Origin of the sequence: Sporosarcina sp. ACRSL (assembly GCF_022346605.1) — a bacterium.
Classification (GTDB): domain Bacteria; phylum Bacillota; class Bacilli; order Bacillales_A; family Planococcaceae; genus Sporosarcina.
In genome coordinates this window covers 47,878-66,681 of sequence record NZ_JAKRNT010000012.1, presented here as the reverse complement: position 1 = coordinate 66,681, position 18,804 = coordinate 47,878, and the positions used below count along the sequence as shown (strand labels likewise).

Genomic DNA, 18,804 nt, shown 5'->3' with positions numbered 1-18,804 from the left:
TCGAGAAGTATTTTACGAATAAATAGAAGAGAGTTCTCCGTGAATACTATAAAAAGTCCAATCTCCTTTTTCGGAAATTGGACTTTTAATATGGTAGAACCGTCATCCTTTCTTCAATTGCCCCCGAACCATACCAATAATAGCTGGCAATACAGAAATGAAGATAATCCCTAAAAGAACGGTTGAAAAGTTGTCTTTGACAATTGGAATATTGCCAAAGTAATAGCCTAAAATCGTACAGATCCCCACCCATATTAGGGCACCAACCACATTATAAATCAAGAAATAACGGTAGTTCATCCGGCTTGCCCCTGCAACAAAAGGAATGAATGTGCGGATAAACGGCATAAAACGGGCAATCACAATTGTTTTTCCACCATGCTTATTAAAGAAGGCCTCAGCTTTCGTCATTTTATCTTGGTTAATCAATTTCCCTATCAGACTTCCAGGTGTTATAGTAGTTCCTACTTTCCTACCGATATGATAATTTACAGTATCACCAAGTACCGCTGCGATAAAAAAGACAATGCACAGTAAAGTAATGTTAAATGCCCCCACCGCTGCAAGCGCACCACTAGCAAACAGTAAGGAATCACCCGGTAAGAAAGGGAAAATCACAATTCCCGTTTCCACAAATACAATTAAAAATAGGATTCCATATGACCATCCGCCAAAGTTTTTGATAATCTCAACGAGATGTTCATCAATGTGTAGGATGAAATCAATGATATTTTGAATTAATGTCAAAGCCGTACCCGCTTTCGTCATTTTCTCTTAAGCTTATCTTCATATGTTACCACAAAATACATAAAAACCACGCAATCACAATACATGTCCATATCATTTCTATGTGGTCTTTTTCATAAACCGTATTTATTTATGTGCATTGGGGATATCAGTCTTCATTTATGCATATTATTACCATTCACGACGTTTTAGGGCCTAACCAAAGGAGCTAATCGATTTAAGTTAATTTAAAACAGACCTGACTCTGCTTTAAATTAGAAAGGATTTGTCTTTTATGCAACGTATTAAATTTATGTATAAATATTACTTTACTGACTCTGTGGTTTAAAATACTTACCCTAACAACTTTGCTTATTTCAATTATTCTTAGCAGTTTCAACAACGGTTATTATCAAACGGTGCCAAATTAGCAGCGGCAATCTTTTTCTGTACGTATGGAGTCAAATTCAAGAAAAACACAAAGATTTCTGCCCTCTTCTTTGCTCTAATGGTTGTATGCATTTATCTGTCATGGAATAGTTTAAAGCTCGCAGGGCTCTAAATTAAAGGATACCTTCAATATGATGTATTCCTGCTGTCTGTATTTCTCCTACATATAGTAGGAGATTTTTTTATTTAGCATGGAGAATAGAAATACTAATGTAAAACCTTTAGTATTTTATTTAATACGCAAATTCGTTATATTTAAAATAAATAAGTAATTAAGAACGTATATTGAGATTCAGTAGAAACTCAAATAAAACCATATACCGACTGTATTAATACAACTTTTAGTTGTATAACAATAATGTAAACACCTAACCTCTTGAAAGCAAGATAAGTCGCTTAAATTGACTAAAAAAGTAAAGCGCGAGATAATACATTCATAGCAAACTTTGTCGAAAATGTGACAATGCTGCTATGAAAGTACAAATTCACTATATTAGGGGGCTATACAATGATATACGCAAATCCGAATACTGAAGGTGCTTTAGTCAATTTCAAGAAACAATATCAAAACTTTATTGGTGGGGAATGGGTGGCACCTGTAAAAGGGCAATACCTGGACGTAATTTCTCCAGTGACAGGTCAAGTATTTACCTCTGTACCTCGCTCTACAGCAGAAGACGTGGAATTAGCGCTTGATGCAGCACATGCGGCTAAAGATGCTTGGGGAAAAACGACTGTTGCTTACCGTTCACAAATTTTAAATAAAATTGCAGATCGTATCGAAGAAAACTTAGAAATGATTGCTGTTGCTGAAACATGGGATAATGGTAAAGCAGTACGTGAAACATTAAATGCTGATATGCCTTTAGTAGTGGATCACTTCCGTTATTTCGCAGGTGTTATTCGTGCACAAGAAGGTGGCATTAGTGAAATCGATGGGGATACAGTAGCCTATCACTTCAACGAACCACTAGGTGTAGTTGGCCAAATTATTCCTTGGAACTTCCCGCTTCTTATGGCCGCGTGGAAAATTGCTCCTGCACTAGCTGCGGGTAACTGTATCGTTATGAAACCAGCTGAACAAACACCAGCTTCTATGTCTGTATTAATCGAGTTAATCCAAGATATTTTACCAAAAGGTGTATTAAACATCGTTCAAGGTACTGGTCTTGAAGTTGGGAAACCACTTGCTACAAACCCACGAATCGCGAAAATTGCGTTCACTGGTTCAACTGCAGTAGGTCGCTCAATTATGCAATATGCAACTGAAAACATCATACCTGTCACGTTAGAGCTTGGCGGAAAATCACCAAACATCTTCTTCCCGGACGTAATGGATGCAGATGATGAGTATTTAGATAAAGCAATTGAAGGCTTCGTATTATTCGCTCTTAACTCAGGTGAAATTTGTACAGCTCCTTCACGTGCTTTAGTACATGAATCTATTTACGATAAATTCATGGAAAAAGTAATGGAACGTGTGAAAGCTATTAAGATTGGTAACCCACTAGATACTGAAACAATGATGGGTGCACAAGCTTCTAAACAACAACTAGATAAAATCCTTTCTTATATCAAAATCGGTAAAGAAGAAGGTGCTGAATTACTAATTGGTGGTCACCAAAATAAATTAGAAGGCGACCAAGCTGAAGGTTACTATGTTGCGCCAACTATTTTCAAAGGCGACAACAAAATGCGTATCTTCCAAGAAGAAATCTTTGGCCCTGTTCTATCTGTAACAACATTCAAAGATTTTGACGAAGCAATCGAAATCGCAAACGATACAGTATACGGCTTAGGTGCTGGTGTATGGTCCCGTAGTGGTGAGATTGCCTACCGTGCAGGTCGCGCAATCCAAGCTGGACGTGTATGGACAAACACATATCACCAATACCCAGCACATGCTGCATTTGGCGGTTACAAACAATCCGGTATCGGTCGTGAGAACCACTTAATGATGCTTGCTCACTATCAACAAACGAAAGCTCTATTAGTTGGATACAATAAAGGATCTATGGGCTTTTTCTAAAATGGAAAAAGTTATTGCGACAGAAGCAGCTCAATGTCTGATCAAGCGATTGCAGGAACAGCACGGGAAACTCATATTTGTTCATTCAGAAGGTTGCTGTGACGGGACTTCACCAATCTGTATGACAGAAGGTGACTTCTATCTTGGCAGCCAAGATAAGCAAATAGGAGAAGTTATGGGCGTACCGTACTATATGCATAGCTCAAACTTTTCTTACTGGCAGCATTTGCAGATTATCATTGATGTGATAGATGGAATAGGGAATTCTTTTTCACTCGAAAGTGCGGAAGATAAGTCCTTCATCATTCGTTCTAGTAAGCTTGAATCGTCAAATATTTAATCTATAACAAGTTAAGAAACCCTTCGCTCTATTTGTAATCGGAGCGAAGGGTTTCTTTATTAAATTTATGGTCTGCCATGTTTGGGCGTTACCTCTATGCCCCCGGTGCCTTGGTGGAGCTGGATCGCTGGTCGTGCTGGCTCACCTTGATTCCTTCGGACACCTTCAGCTCGGTTCCGTCTATAGCGTCGATGACATTTTCGACTAGTGTGAGATTCTGCCCGGCATCGATTCTGATACCGTTGGCGGCCTGTCGGATGACATTAGATTCAATCTTAATGTCTGAAGGGATTCCATTGCCCCTTCCGTCAGCCCCGCGATCCTTATTAAGCCGGATAGCCCAGAACCCGTCAGTCCCTCCGGTGATGTGGTTACTGAGTAGCTTCGTACCCGGCGCATTGCGAATCTCAATGCCAACCTTCGAATCCTCCCCGGCGGTAATTCTGTTGCCCTCGATGAGGGTGTCAGGAGTTCCTAGGATGACAAGAATTCCTTGACGATTTCCAATTAAATTGTTGGAGTGCACCCAGTTTCCAGGGCCTGAGGCATCATGCTTATGCGTGTTCCCACCGGAATTGCCCAGCGCAATGCCTGCCCGCTTGCCTCCGATGACCGTGTTGTCACGAATCTCATTCAGGTATTCACCTTCGCCGTGTAGATCGATAGCGTCTAGGTGGCTACCGACGATGGTATTCTCCGAAACAAGATTGTTGTGCGTGCGAAACTGCAGAAGAATGGCGTGTCGTAGGTGCCTACCATCGAAAGTATTGCCAATGACGACGTTGTGCCGGGAATCGTCGGTGGCATCGGGGTCGTGCTGGTTAGCTGAACCCTCAATTGCGATGCCGTACCCCTTTCCGCCAGGGCCCACGCTAGTTGCCTCACTGACGTGGTTTCCAGAGAGGGTCACTTCCCGGCTAGCCTTAACGGAAATTCCGTGTCGCTCGAATTTGCGGATGCTCAGGTTCTCCACCAAGACCTGAGAGCTTGACTGTCCTTTTTGGGCTCCGAGATAAATCCCGTACATCGGACCGCCACCCGCATCGCCGTCTTTGGTGTCGTCGCCGAGTGGACCCTCATAACGGGAGGTAATGGTGAAGTCTGCAACGATAATGTCGTTGACGCCCGACCCGCGGATCACCCGGCTGTCGTCCTCGCCATCGAGTGAAGTCAGCAACACGGTACGCTCCTTGCCCTCGCCACGCAAGTCCACGCCGCTTCGTAATACGATGTTTGCGGACTTGTCTGCCGGATCAGTAGAGCGCAGGTCATACGTGCCAGCTGGTAGTAAGACCTCGTCACCCGGTTCAGCCGCATCCAAAGCCGCTCTGATGGCTGGTGCATCGTCTTGTGAGTCTGGATCCGGATCTGCCCCGTAATCCGTGACATCCAATGTCTTTCCAGTAACCGGACCTGGCTTTGGAACCTCAATCGGCGCGCCGGACCGGTCCACCAAGCCGGGAACCTCCCAGTCGCCATGCTTCGGTTCGGTTGGGTCCACGGCGTCATCTCTCTTGACCGGCCTATCGGATTCCTTGTCAGCGTCCTCTTTCTTGACAGGCTCCTCGGATTTCTCGATGGTGTTATCCCTCTCGACCGGGCCCTCAGGTTTCTCTACGGTGCATGCGGTCAAGAGGAGAACTAGGCAAAGGGTCAACCACCACAAATACGCATGACGTCGCCTACTGCTTTGTAAAGATTTTTTCATTATTTTTCACGTCCTTTCTAGGATCTTTTTTCTTTTTTCGGCCGTGGAGGCATCCCGGAAAAGCAATGAGCCCGCGAGCTCGGCGATTTACGCCGAGGCCCACGGGCTCACGATATCCGGGATGCCTGGCGACTTCTTACGGGTCGCCAACGTTATCCCATGGCTTTAACGTTGGGAGTTGTCGTTTCCTTACTTCCCGTTATTGCCTTTATTTCCGTTGTTTCCATTATTTCCTTTGTTTCCTTTTTCCTTGCCTTTGTTGTCCTTCTTGTCCTTGCTCTGTTTGAAGTTCATAGGGACATCCTTTTCTAACGGAGTGTCTGCTGAAGAACCACCGACATGTACGCGGTATTTTCCTTTAGCTGTTGCCCACTCGCCGTCTGCCCAGTTCGCAAGGTTGTCCGGTTCTGCCGGAACGAAATAAGAGAACGGGTGGTTAGAGTCATCGTGATTAATACGTACAGTCACGCGCTCGCTCTCACCAGGCTCAAGGTATACTTTCTCGAAGTTGACAAGACGCTTAGTTGGCTGTCCTGCTTCATCAGGAAGTGTTAGGTAGACTTGTGCCGCTTCTTTACCGGCTACGTCACCTGTGTTTGTAATTGTGAAGGACACGTCAATACCGGACAATGAGCCTTTATCTTGTACCTTCTTCACTTTAAGTTTGTCATATTCGAAAGTCGTGTATGACAAGCCAAATCCAAATGGGAAGACCGGCTTCACGTTGTTTGCCTCGTACCAACGGTAACCCATTTCAAGACCTTCTGTGTACTTGGCAATTAGTTGGTGTGATTTACCGTCACCGTACGGGCCAGGTCCACCTACTTTACCTGTATCTTGACGAGTTCCAGGGTACTGTTCTTCAGTCGCGAATGCTGCTTCACGCTCAGTAGCTCCAAACGTCATTGGAAGCTTACCGGATGGATTGACTTTACCGTAGAGTAGGTTAGCGACGGCATTGCCATCCTCCATACCTGGGTACCATGCTTGAAGAACTGCAGGTACTTTATCCAACCACGGCATAATGGACGTACCGGAAGTCTTCAGTACCACAACAGTATTCTCCGGGTTAGCTTCCATAACTGCGTCGATCACCGGCTCCTGCTCAGCCACACCTGATTCGAGGTTCAAGGCTGGGAATCCAAGAGTATCACGGTCCACTGTCTCATGTGGGTTGTCGCCGATCATGAGAAGTACAACATCAGACTCAGCAGCTAACTTGGCAGCAGCTTTCGGGTCACTGCCATTGTTGTACGTCACTTTCGTGTTGTAGCCCAATTCTTTGATAACATTCTCTAAACCTTCTTGTGGTGTGACCGTATATGGAGTCACTACATAGTCATTGTCGTCACGAACAGAACGTGGGGACATCTTTGCCGAACCAGCGAACGTATCAATGCCGATCAACGCAATCGACTTTGGCTCACCGTTCAGTGGCAAAAAGTCGTTGTCGTTTTTCAATAGTACGGAGCCTTCCTCAGCCATCTTCCGTGCGCTAGCGCCGTTAGCCATCGGATCAACGATTTCCGGCATGAATTTATCGTAAGGCTTATCCATGTGGCCGAACTCGATCATCTTAATGTAACGTGGACGAAGTAGATTATCAATGTCGTCCTCTGTCACTTGACCAGAGTCGAGTGCCTCTTGAATTTTTTCTTGAGTGTAGTACTGTGGTGCCCAGTCAAGCTCGACATTCATGCCCGCCTTGATGGCTTTAACCGTGTCGTGTACTGCGCGACGGTCACTCATAACGTAACCATCAAAGCCCCAGTTTCTCCGTAGGGCATCTTGAAGTAATTCAGTACTGTCACATGCATAAGTGCCGTTAACATCCGGGAACGAACACATCACGGAGGCTGGATCAGCATCTCTGACGGTCATTTCGAATGGAAGCATGTACAACTCGTTCATAGCCTGTGATGGAACTTGTACGCCCATCGTCCATCGCTCAGTTTCCTGTTCGTTTCCAGCCATGTGCTTGAGTTGTACCTGGACTCCTTGATCCTGGATACCCTTTGTTTGCTCGGTCGCAAGGACACCTGTCAAATACGGGTCCTCACTGAAGTACTCATAGTTACGGCCACCGTACGGGTGACGAATTAGGTTCATACCTGGTCCGAGGAACACGTGATGCGCGAAAGCTCGTGTCTCCTCACCAAGGATTCGGCCAGCCTCATAGTTTAGCTCGCGGTCGAATGTCGCAGCCAACCCCGGGGTAGACGGAAGCCCAGTCGCCATTGGGTCATTGTGACATGATCCGCCTTTGACGCCCGTACCACCGTTGGTCATACGGATTGTAGGGATTCCCAGTTCATCGATCCCTTGAATCTGGCGGCCTGTGTCTTGCCACTCACATCCAGGCAGGGTGCCTTGAGGCGCGAATACGCCGTTCTGGTACTTGCTAGTACCGCCCTTTTTGATGACAACCGGCTCACCTTTGTCATTCTCATTGAAACGCGAGATAGCGATTTGCTGGATCTTCTGTTCCATCGTCATCGCATCAAGAAGAAGCTCGGTACGTTCTTCAGCAGATAACCGCTTGTTCATCCAGGGTTTATCCCCTTCCGTGCCAACAGCCATTGCATTGGCAGGAATTACTAATGAAGACACAAACATTATTGCTGTCATGAAAATTAAAGTAATGCGTTTCTTCAACTGTATTCTCACTCCTTCATAGAATTTAAATTATATTAGTATAGAGAATTCACTCTAACTAACTTTCTTAGTATAATATAAATACATTACATAGGCATGTACAATATATTACATAACTGTAACAAAAAAGAACTGTATTAATAATGTTTTAATAACTACTAAATCGTATAAACTCTTTAATAATCAATGTTAATTGAATTAAATATAAAATCGTACTATAAAATAATAATTCTTTTTTAATATATATTGGTATTGAATGAAACAACTTCTATATGTCAAATAATTATTTATAAAATAATATTTTATTATCCAATTGATATTCTAAAGGAGGAGACATGAAATGAATAGGCTAGTATGAGCCCGGTTCAATACCGTCTTCACACCAGCCAATTAGCTGCCTTAGTATTTAGGTTTAAATTTGAAACGCTTACTGTCGAACTTGTTAGACTACCGATTATAGTAATAATGTGAAATCTTTTATTTCAATACATCCATTGGCTGTAAGTGAAAAAGTTCGAATCGAAAATAATCCCAACAGGTTTTTAGGAGCTTTTGTAAACTTTGTGCAGAATGGCCCAATATCCGAATTACGATTCCCCTATCTTCCAAAAGGCTAGCCCCATCATATTCATCTATCAACTCATCAAACGATGATTTCACCGTCTTCTCCTGAAAAACTCACTGCCTTTAAAGGGGGACGGCGAAAGGAATCGGTAACATAGTCACTAGTACTAATAAGTGAAAACTTGTTTTACTACTATTTGTGGTACGGTTCACCGCACCATCAGTACAGACGATTTTTTTAATGATTTAAGGAGATAATAGGAAAAATACAGTTGGTAGAGGGGCGTAGTATTATGAAAGCAACAGATTTACTTGTGCAGTGCTTGGAAAATGAAGGGGTCGATTATATTTTTGGCATCATGGGAAAGGAAACCCTTGATTTGATGGATTCATTGTCTAAGTCTAAAAAAATTCAGTTCATTAATGTTCGTCATGAACAAGGAGCAGCGTTAATGGCAGATGTTTACGGTAGACTAACAAATAGGGTTGGTGTTTGCTTAGCAACTTTAGGACCCGGAGCGACAAATCTTTTGACCGGAATATCTAGTGCAAATCTGGACCATTCTCCGGTTGTAGCGATTACAGGACAAGCAAGCTTTGAAAGGCAACATCAAGAATCACATCAATATTTAGACATAGTTAAAATATTTGAACCTGCTACCAAGTGGACCGTTCAAATTAAAGATTCGCAAACTATACCCAAAATCATTCGTAAGGCATTTAGATTAGCACAAATGGAAAAGCCAGGTGCTGTTTTAATTGAATTACCAGAGAACATCGCATCACAAATCGCTCTAACCCAGCCATTGTCAGTATTGCCTATTCCTAAAAGTACTCCTATTTCACAAGCTCTAGAGGATGCTCGTACTTTAATAGGCCAGAGTCAAAAGCCACTTGTCATAGTGGGAAACGGGGTTATCAGGCAAAAAGCTATGTCTGGGCTCCTGACGTTTGTAGAGAACCTACAATCACCTGTTATTCATAGCATTATGGCAAAAGGAATTTTATCCAAAAAACATCAGCTAAATTATTTTACATTTGGGTTTAAAAAGAATGATGAAGTACTACCAATAATAGAGCAAGCTGATTTATTAATTGTCGTTGGTTTTGATTTTGTCGAAAGTCCGCCTAAGGATTGGAATAAAAAGATGCACCCCATTTTGCATATCGACACACTGCCTGCAGAAATGGACGAACATTACCCCGTAAAGGGAGAGTTGGTTGGTGATTTGAATGGGATTTTTCAAGATCTGAATGAACTGGATATACCATCCAAACCATGGGTTCCAATTGGAAATATAAAGGAACAGATTAAGGCCGCTTATCAAATTGATGTAGCTGTGAAAGATCTATCACTTACTATTGAGAATATCTTAACGGTTATTGAAGCAAATACCACTGAAAAGACCATCGTTATTTCTGATGTAGGTGCCCACAAGTTGTCCATTGCCCGTACCTATCAATCAAAACAGGCTGGTCGACTCATCATTTCAAATGGATTTGCTTCAATGGGTATTGCGTTACCCGGTTCTATTGGTGCTAAATTAGCTTGCCCTGACGCTCCAGTTATTTGTATTACTGGGGATGGAGGGGCTTTAATGAATATTTCTGAATTAGAGACTGCCAAACGACTTGGCCTGTCATTTATCATTATTGTACTAAATAATTCAACGTTAAAATTAGAGGAGCAAATGATGCAAGAGAAATTCAGTAATAGCTATGGTACAGCATTCGGAAACCCTGACTTCGTACAGCTTGCTGAAAGCTTTGGAATAAAAGGAGTTAGACCCAAACAATTGAATGAGTTTGAACAAGTATTGAAAAACGCTTTAGAACAAAACAATGAAATTACACTGATAGACATGCAAATGGGAAGGGATCTATAGCATACAAAGAAAGCAATGGTAGGTGTTCCACCTCTCGGCAAAAGAACACCTACCCTTATGTTAAAATCGCCGCTATTTATGGTACGGTCTCCCGTGCTGGCTACTAGGGTACCTGTCGCTTTCAGGTCCCCATGAATTTCTGTTAGAATTACTATCTACAGGTTTAATGAAAATATAGGAAACAATAGGTTGGTGCTTGCTTATGGTTGGAATGGGATATCGGACAATTAAGACTGCCATCGGGGCTGGGTTAGCAATTTGGATTGCTACTTTACTCGATTTGGAGTTTGCATCGTTTGCAGCCATTATCGTCATTATGTGTATTGAGAAGACAAAGAAAAGGACATTACATTCCATTCAGAAAAAGTTCTTCGCATCTCTTTTATCTTTACTTCTCGGTTCATTGTTTTTTGAGTTATTCGGGTATAATCCGCTTGTCTTAACTCTATTTATTTTATTTTTTGTTCCAATTCTTATAAAAGGACGCATTCAGGAAGGGTTTGTCACAAGCATCGTTATAGTTTTACATATCTATACAGTGAAGGAAGTAAGCCTGGAAAACATATTAAACGAACTCTATATTATTTTCATCGGTATTGGAATTGCCTTACTGGTGAACAGCATTATGCCAAGCTTTAAGAAAGAAATTGAAAAATACAAAGCTGAAATTGAAAATAAATTCAGCATTATTCTTTACGAGTTCTCATCACTTTTAAAGGACAGTGAGCGTAACTGGAACAGAAAAGAATTAGTTGAAGTAGAAAACATCCTAAATCAAGCTAAGAATGTTGTTATACAAGATGTAGAAAACCATCTGTTACGAAAAGAAAATAAGGATTATTACTATCTCGAAATGCGAGAGGATCAATTGGAAATCCTCAAACAGATGGAAGAGATCCTAAGCATTGTTTCTTCATCGGAGTTACATGTTACACAGAGAGGAATGCTCGCTAACATATTTTTGAATATTAGTCAGCATGTTAATTCAGGAGATACAACCATTGCATTACAACATTTAGAGGAATATGAAGAGTCCATACGGGAAACAGAATTACCGAAGACAAGAGAAGAATTTGAAATTAGGGCAAATCTGTTTTATTTAAACTTCGCGATTAAGAACTACTTAATTATTAAGAAAGATATTTTTAATCGAAGTAAACTTTAACGATCGAGTCTACCCATTATGGAAATAACAACAGGGACAAGTTCCTCGGCTTATCGAGCCAAGCGACCTGTCCCCGTTTTTTCTGAAATACCCAATATTGAGTATGTTATCGAAGCAAGAAATTCATTATGAATTGTCAGTTGCATGATTTGCTAATGCAAAATATTCTTTTTAAAACACATCACTTATTTTTGGTACGGTTCTCTGTAATGTATAAGTTAATTAAAAGGTTTGTACAATCTCTTTCATCATCTCAGAACAATCTACTCCATTTTTTTTTACAAATGGCACAAAAATCTAAAATGAAGAAATCAATGTACCAGTAGTATCATTATTTATTGTACTAGATGGAATTTGATAAACAGTTGGGTTACGTTCACACAAGTTAACCCATGCATCTACACATTTAGGGTCAAAGTGAATGCCTTTTTGCTCAAATAAAAACTTTACAGCTTCGTTATGGGTCCATGCTTTTCGATAGGATCTCTCAGAAGTAAGTGCATCGTATACATCCGCAACAGCTACTATTCTAGCTAAAAGCGTTATTTCTTCCCCTTGAAGCTTGTCTGGATAACCGCTACCATCCCATTTTTCATGATGAGAACGGACGATACTGAGCTCCTCTTTCATGAAACCAAGGTTTCTACACATTTCGTAACCATTCACTGGATGTGTCTCTATAATTTCTCTTTCCTCACTAGATAGTTTACCGGGCTTGTTAATAATCGAATCTGGTATACTTATTTTCCCCACATCATGAACTAATGCTCCTTGAGCTATTGCCTTTAGTTGCTCTGGTTTTAACTTGAGTTCTTCTCCTAGTTTCAATGCATACATGGTTACTCTAAAAGTATGGCCCATTGTATATGTATCTTTTTTTTCTGTAGTAATTACTAGAGCTTTGACACTTGGCGAAGCACTATTTGTAATTCTTTCAAATGGATCGTTCGTAAATAATGCACGGATAGCACCTACAAAACTCCGCCTCACTACATACTGCTTAATTAACCCAATAAGCATAACAATCATTGATGCTAATAATAGAAAATGATACATCCACCAACTTAGTCTCCATATCTCTCCCAAAACCATAATAAGCTGGGATACAATAAACCAGCCTGCACTATAGACAATCGATAGCTGAAGGGGGAACCGTGAAAATCTATAACTTTGATAATATCGAGTAATAGTAATTATATTTAGTAGTAAGACGATAGCAGTTACAAACCAATTAAGAGGTTTTACATTTAGTGGAATGAAATGCATTATATTTGGAAAACTCATTGATACTATACCAAAAATACTTAAGACTATTATCCAACCAGGAACAAGCATACTCTGTCGCTGTGATAGTTTTTCAACAAGTTTATGATCAGAAGGTAAAGAAGATAACCATAACCATATAGTGGCTAAGAACATACTTAACTGTGCGGCAACACCTGGTAAATGTGTTTCAGGGAGCAAAAAGTGTGGTGTAGATAAACCATGTAAAGCAAATACAAGAGCTAGAGAAATGAAGGATAAAGCTAAAAAGCTAACCTTAATATTTCTTAGTCTATTCCCAACAACCCCAACAGCTATAGCAATTATTGTAGATAATATAGAAACTGCACTTACAATATAAAAGTGTCCTCTGGGCATTATAAATAAAGGATCATCAAAAAGCCCAACTCTTAAAAATTCAAATATGGCAAACGGTAGGGCAACTGCTAGTAAAGGTCCAATGAAACTATAGTTTTTCAATTTATTCCCCCCAAAGTTTACATAAGTTTGTAATACCTCCCCCCATTATACAAAAAATTTAGTTAACTCGTACATTATATTAACTTTACTAAAAACTGATAGACAGTTGGAGGGTTATAATCTTAAAACAATTCGTTGCTGGTGCTGTATATTTTCTAAAATCAGTGGCGATCTTTGTATACTTTTGACAAAGAATTTCGGTTGGTCAACGCACAGTCCTTCCGTTCTTTTGGTCGTATATATTTAATGTTTGATATTTGGAATCAAACAAACGTAGCGATAAGAATTTTCTCGAACACAAGTTGCTGCGAAATGTTTATCAAGCCCGATACCATAATACCAATACCAACATATATATAGAGAGTGTTTAAAATAAAATGGGAATGAGGTAAGAGAATGGCAATAAAATTGCCTCGTGGTGCTCGAACTATATTATTAACGTCTGTGCTTTTTGGGAGTTTTGCTTCATCAGGATTTGCTCATAATTGCTATAATGCTAACAAACCTGATGGTGCAGGTGCAGTGACAAGCCTGGAAGAAGTATGGGTTAATAAGGGAGGAAAAGAAGTAATACCAGGAGCCTTTGTAAATCCTTCAATTTGGGGTGAAGAAGGTTATAAAGATATTTTTATCCGTAATTATTTGGATAAAGCAGCCAAGAACGGAAGCAAGAAAAACGGTATTCAAGAATACGAAATCCCTGAAGAAGAGTAAATAAATAGTTTAAAGAACGATTGTCTTTAGTATAAGATAATCGTTCTTTTATTTTGTCCAAACAAAGGTGAAATCTTCATTTACTTATGATACGGTTCTCCTTGGTAATATCGAAGATCAAAGAGAATTTGACCCATAACCTATCTTCTATTCTTCTTATTTACGGCGGTTCCATTACGTTCTACACCTATCATTAGATAATTTTATACAAAAAATATAATTATTAATTTTACTGATTTATATACATATGCTAGAATCGTTTTAATTCTGAAAGGCGCTACATGAATCAATTCATATAGATATGGTTCTGATAAAATCAGCCTTTCATAACAGCATCATTGGGGGAGAGGAAATTGAATACAAAAATAAGAGCATGGAAAAGCGGGGTCAAGAATGGCATTCCCATTGCAATGGGTTATTTTGCGGTTGCGTTTACCTTTGGGATTCTTGCTAAGCAAGCCGGGCTAAACCCGTTTGAAGCGGTATTGATGTCCGTAACTAATTTAACATCCGCTGGACAGTTTGCCGGACTTACGCTTATTGCCAGTTCAGCAGCAATCGCCGAAGTTGTTATCGCACAGCTAATTATCAACTCCAGATATTTTCTAATGTCGTTTGCTTTATCCCAAAAAATCGATCCAAAGACGTCCTTTTTCCATCGCTCCATCATGTCTTACGGGATCACTGATGAAGTATTCGGAGTGTCCGTTTCGGTACCTGGAAAGTTAAACCCTTATTACGTTTATGGCGTGATGATTGTGGCGGTACCTGGCTGGGCAATGGGTACACTATTCGGAGTTATTTCTGGGAGTGTTCTTTCGCCCAGATTGATGAGTGCATTAAGTATTGCACTGTTCGGAATGCTGCTTGCTGTTATTATCCCGCAAGCAAAAGGGAATAAAATCATTGCCGGATTGATTGTTATTTCTATGGTACTAAGCTGCGCATTTGCCGTGATGCCAATCCTACAATCCATCTCATCCGGAGTAAAAATTATCATTTTAACGATTTTGATTGCAGGTATCGCAGCGTTTGTCTTTCCGGTAAAGGAGCATACATATGAATAATGTTATTTTTTATATCTTAGTAATGGCAGTTGTGACGTATCTCATTAGGGTTCTGCCGCTTACCTTCATTAGAAAAGAAATTAAAAATGTCTATATCCGATCTTTTTTATTCTATATTCCATATGTGACATTGGCGGTGATGATTTTCCCGGCGATTTTAGAGGCGACGGCATCTCCCTGGTCAGCATTAGTTGGTTTTATTGTTGCAATTATTTTCGCCTATAGAGGGGCTAGCTTAGTAAGTGTTGCCCTTTTGTCCTGTTTTTCGGTTTTTGTAGTAGAACTGTTTTTGTATTGACTGCAGAGAGTACAAAGAGTGATTTTTAGAGGATTCCTCCTAGCTAGTTGGTAGAAGTATTTTACATAGGATCTGGTACCTAATAACAACAGGGACAAGTTTCTCGGCTAATCGAGCCAAGTAACCTGTCCCCGTCAAAGTAAGATACGTTTTAAAATTTTTCTTCCCAAATCCAAATTGGTTCCTGCAACATAATGGAAGTAAGGTTCCGGTTGATTGATTTTGAATTAATGGTCATTTCGTTGCTTAACACAATCACCGTAATTCCCTCATCTAGCAAACGAGTGACATAGTGACGGAAACCGCTCGGGTATCCACCAGAATGTCCTACGGCATCGTACCCCATAACATCCTGAGTGAACCATCCATAACCATATTGAGATGGAAACTTCTTAGCATGAGTCGTTCCCATCAAATCTTCTGATTCACCAGAAATAAGCACATGATCACTGATAGCCTGATAAAAAAGGGCTAGATCCTCTACTGTTGAGATAATGTCTCCCGCAGCAAATGCGGCCGTGTTATTTATTAATGGTCCTTTTTCACCCTTAATATGCCCAATTGCTACTGGGACTCCTTCTTTTAAAGAGAACATGGAATTCTCCATTCCACTTGGTTTAAAGATATGCTCTTCAATATACTCTTCATAAGTAAAGCCGCTAACTTTCTCAATAATCATACCTAACATTACGTAACCAGTATTACTATATTGAAAGCTCTCTCCTGGGGTAAATAGCAGCTCAGCATCTTGTGTAACTTTTACAATATCCTCTGGTTTCCATTCTTTACTAAAGTCAAATTTAAACTCCGGTCCAAGGTAATCTGGGATTCCTGAACTATGACTAAGCAGTTGGCCAACTGTAATATTATCTGCATTGGGGTATTCCGGGAAAAATGTACTAATTGGTTCATCTATTGATAACAACTGCTCCTCAACTAACTGCATAATTGCAATAGCAGTAAACGTTTTTGATAGTGATGCAATTTGAAAGTGGGTACTCGGGGTATTAGGAATATCTGCCCCTGCCATTCCGTATCCTTTTTTGAATACTTCCTCATTATCTCGTGAAACTAAAACAACGCCCTGGAAGTCTTGTTTTATGAGATATTGGTCTAATTGTTCAGGTAGTGTTCCACTGAGGTCTTTATGATTGTCTCGTCCTAGTAATAAAAGTAGGACAATTGCAAGTAGGACAATAGAGATCAAGCTAATAAAGATAATTTTAAAGAACTTCTTCATTCGACGTCTCCCATTCAACAATAAATTAATGCACCTTAATCATTCTTATTATATTGCTTAATAGGAGAAGAGTAAATGCCGATTCTTCTGAAAAATTCAACGGCCACTTTCACTCTAAATACTAAAGTTTTAAATTCCCCCTTGAGCTATACTCAGGCATATCAGGAATTCCACACACTCCCTATGCTAACTTTACTAGCTATTTCTCTTTAATAACCTTGCAAGAACCAGATTTCGTTAATTTCATATTATACAAGAAACATATCCGTACCCACTAACCACTCTCAAGCAATGCCATTACTATTTCTTACCTTTCAAAATAAATAAAGAAGGTGTTCATAATTCAGAATTCCAAGTACCTAGATTTTTTGTCTAAACTCGGTATTGGGGGGGCACACCCTGGTGGTATTAATCTGACAAAGGAAATATTCAAGAGGGAGAACATTAACAGAAATTCTCACATTTTAGATGTAGGGTGTGGTACTGGTCAAACTGCTGCCTATTTGGCTAACAGATATGGAGCAAAAGTAACTGGCATCGATAACAATCCCACAATGGTTGCAAAAGCCGAAAAAAGACTGAAAAAAAATCGATTACCGGTAAAAATTATTCAATGCTCCGTAGAAGAAATTCCGTTACCGGATAATCATTTTGATTTTATTACTTCCGAATCTGTTCTTTCTTTTGTAGATAAGCCAAGGGCCCTTAAAGAAATCTTTCGGTTATTAAAGAACGACGGTCGTTTCATAGCAATTGAACAAACGCTTAACCAGCAACTACAGGACATAGAGGAAAACGAAATCAAACAATTTTATGGATTTAATTCCCTCACTACAGAAAAAGATTGGATTGCATTATTGAAGCAGGCAGGTTTTGAACATATTCGTATACAAAAAAATACATCCATCGATTCAGAGCCTGATTTCCTTTACTCAGATGATATTGAACCTGAACTTCATGAGATTATGGATAAACATTTTGATCTCGTATTGAAGTATAAAGAAAAATTGGGCTTTAGAATCTATTCATGTACAAAATAAGATGTGATATTCTTTAAGTTGTTTTGTATAAGCAAATCATTATTTCTATAGGATCTGATGCAACTGCATCCTTGAGTGTATTCGATTATCTTATTCGAAAATGTTGATAGAGAATATCGCTCCCTACAGAATGAAAAAAGGACTGTCAGAAGGAATAAAGCTTCCTTCCGACAGTCCTTTACCTAATAAACGTGCATCCTTTAACCTATCATCTCAAGAACTATTCTTTATCAATTGGGGAATGAATATGATCCATAAATTTATCAATATACAAATTACCGTTAGCAGCCATAACTGCATAAACAACATTCCGACTTGTTAAATTTCTCTTTTGTAACTCCGATTCTAACCACGACAACTGTATATTATTTTGTTCTAAATTTTCCTTCATGATTTCTCCGTCCATTATTAGTTCAATAGGTAACTTCTTCTCAGGCATTACTGTAATCATCAAATCCTGTCTTGTGACATTTCTAAATTGAGGTTTTTTTAATACTGTTAGTGTCCCATTAGTCTCAACGATTGCAAAGAGAACCTCTTCGATATTAAACACATCTTTTTCTCTTAGTTGTTGATTTAAATAATCTAATGTATAACGCATTCTTTTCATGTTTCCTTCTAATATTTTTCCATTTTGTATCACAATCGTAGGATCTCCGGCAAAGAGTTTTCTTCCCTTTTTATTTTTTAATGAAATGAAAGCAAGCAGATAGATAACAGCTACATATATAGCTAATGCAATAACTGCATGATGGAACTTAATCTTAATATTAAAGGCCAAATTTGCTGCAATAGCTCCTAACGAAATCGCTGCAACAAAATCAAACAGCGTCATTTGTGAGATCGTTTGTTTACCTAATATTCTTGCTCCAATTAGTAACAAACTAAAAGAAGCAATTGACCTCAAAATTATTACAATATATTCAGGCATTTTCTCACCCCAATTAAACCTATTCTTAGTCACATCTTGTCCTTGAATTTCTCAAAACATTCATCCACTAGTTGAACTTTTATGATTACATGCTCCATATAGGCATTCAAAAAACTAAACAGCACCTCTCCATCAAATAGGAAGGTGCTGTTTCTTATTATAAGGAATTTATTTACTTTGAACTTGAATGAGATTAAATTCTTCAACTTACCTTACGAACAATCACATACTTACTTTTCGTAAGTCGA

General features: G+C 39.7%; 14 protein-coding genes and 1 pseudogene. 8 read left to right on the top strand and 7 right to left on the bottom strand.

The features are described 5' to 3' along the window. Window positions 1-102: 102 nt before the first annotated feature. Window positions 103-747, bottom strand: a complete 645-nt coding sequence (locus MHZ92_RS17240; protein ID WP_370644776.1) for a DedA family protein — start codon at window positions 745-747, stop codon at window positions 103-105. Between the two features lie 937 nt (window positions 748-1,684). Between MHZ92_RS17240 and exaC the strand changes: the two genes are divergently transcribed. Both exaC and MHZ92_RS17230 read left to right on the top strand, forming a co-directional pair. Continuing rightward, window positions 1,685-3,205: an acetaldehyde dehydrogenase ExaC gene (gene exaC, locus MHZ92_RS17235; RefSeq protein ID WP_239432949.1), complete on the top strand. Its 1,521-nt coding sequence runs from the start codon at window positions 1,685-1,687 to the stop codon at window positions 3,203-3,205. A gap of 1 nt (window position 3,206) precedes the next feature. After that, a complete protein-coding gene (locus tag MHZ92_RS17230; protein WP_239432948.1) occupies window positions 3,207-3,545 on the top strand; it encodes a DUF779 domain-containing protein in 339 nt (112 codons plus the stop codon). Between the two features lie 94 nt (window positions 3,546-3,639). Here MHZ92_RS17230 and MHZ92_RS17225 read toward each other — a convergent pair whose 3' ends face one another. Both MHZ92_RS17225 and MHZ92_RS17220 read right to left on the bottom strand, forming a co-directional pair. Further along, a complete protein-coding gene (locus MHZ92_RS17225; RefSeq protein ID WP_239432947.1) occupies window positions 3,640-5,253 on the bottom strand; it encodes a right-handed parallel beta-helix repeat-containing protein in 1,614 nt (537 codons plus the stop codon). Between the two features lie 189 nt (window positions 5,254-5,442). Next, window positions 5,443-7,908, bottom strand: a complete 2,466-nt coding sequence (locus tag MHZ92_RS17220) for a beta-glucosidase (protein WP_239432946.1) — start codon at window positions 7,906-7,908, stop codon at window positions 5,443-5,445. A gap of 857 nt (window positions 7,909-8,765) precedes the next feature. Here MHZ92_RS17220 and MHZ92_RS17215 point away from each other — a divergent pair. Together MHZ92_RS17215 and MHZ92_RS17210 are read left to right on the top strand one after the other, a co-directional pair. Further along, window positions 8,766-10,358 (top strand): acetolactate synthase large subunit, encoded by a 1,593-nt coding sequence (locus MHZ92_RS17215; RefSeq protein WP_239432945.1) that lies wholly within the window; start codon window positions 8,766-8,768, stop codon window positions 10,356-10,358. A gap of 202 nt (window positions 10,359-10,560) precedes the next feature. Then, a complete protein-coding gene (locus MHZ92_RS17210) occupies window positions 10,561-11,523 on the top strand; it encodes an aromatic acid exporter family protein (RefSeq protein ID WP_239432944.1) in 963 nt (320 codons plus the stop codon). A gap of 297 nt (window positions 11,524-11,820) precedes the next feature. Here the strand turns inward: MHZ92_RS17210 and MHZ92_RS17205 are convergent, their stop codons facing one another. Together MHZ92_RS17205 and MHZ92_RS21655 are read right to left on the bottom strand one after the other, a co-directional pair. Further along, the gene (locus tag MHZ92_RS17205; protein ID WP_239432943.1) at window positions 11,821-13,266 is read right to left on the bottom strand and encodes an HD-GYP domain-containing protein; all 1,446 of its coding nucleotides are present in this window, start codon (window positions 13,264-13,266) and stop codon (window positions 11,821-11,823) included. A 106-nt stretch (window positions 13,267-13,372) separates the two neighbouring features. After that, window positions 13,373-13,596: pseudogene (locus tag MHZ92_RS21655) on the bottom strand (IS5/IS1182 family transposase); the annotation flags it as partial. Between the two features lie 66 nt (window positions 13,597-13,662). Here MHZ92_RS21655 and MHZ92_RS17200 point away from each other — a divergent pair. From MHZ92_RS17200 to MHZ92_RS17190, 3 genes are all read left to right on the top strand, one after another. Continuing rightward, entirely contained in the window at window positions 13,663-13,980 is a 318-nt protein-coding gene (locus tag MHZ92_RS17200; RefSeq protein WP_239432942.1) for a hypothetical protein, read from the top strand. A 353-nt stretch (window positions 13,981-14,333) separates the two neighbouring features. After that, complete coding sequence (locus tag MHZ92_RS17195; protein WP_239432941.1) at window positions 14,334-15,047, top strand: AzlC family ABC transporter permease; 714 nt, start codon at window positions 14,334-14,336, stop codon at window positions 15,045-15,047. Further along, entirely contained in the window at window positions 15,040-15,345 is a 306-nt protein-coding gene (locus MHZ92_RS17190) for an AzlD domain-containing protein (protein ID WP_239432940.1), read from the top strand. The genes MHZ92_RS17195 and MHZ92_RS17190 overlap by 8 nt, the downstream gene beginning before the upstream one ends. Before the next feature lie 151 nt (window positions 15,346-15,496). On the opposite strand, the gene MHZ92_RS17185 is transcribed toward MHZ92_RS17190, so the two are convergent. Beyond that, the gene (locus MHZ92_RS17185; RefSeq protein ID WP_239432939.1) at window positions 15,497-16,585 is read right to left on the bottom strand and encodes a serine hydrolase domain-containing protein; all 1,089 of its coding nucleotides are present in this window, start codon (window positions 16,583-16,585) and stop codon (window positions 15,497-15,499) included. A gap of 368 nt (window positions 16,586-16,953) precedes the next feature. On the opposite strand from MHZ92_RS17185, the gene MHZ92_RS17180 reads away from it, so the two are divergent. Beyond that, window positions 16,954-17,625 carry a class I SAM-dependent methyltransferase gene (locus MHZ92_RS17180; protein WP_239432938.1) on the top strand — a complete coding sequence of 224 codons (672 nt, stop codon included), beginning with the start codon at window positions 16,954-16,956 and terminating at the stop codon, window positions 17,623-17,625. A 220-nt stretch (window positions 17,626-17,845) separates the two neighbouring features. On the opposite strand, the gene MHZ92_RS17175 is transcribed toward MHZ92_RS17180, so the two are convergent. Beyond that, window positions 17,846-18,556 carry a DUF421 domain-containing protein gene (locus tag MHZ92_RS17175; protein WP_239432937.1) on the bottom strand — a complete coding sequence of 237 codons (711 nt, stop codon included), beginning with the start codon at window positions 18,554-18,556 and terminating at the stop codon, window positions 17,846-17,848. Between the last annotated feature and the right edge of the window lie 248 nt (window positions 18,557-18,804).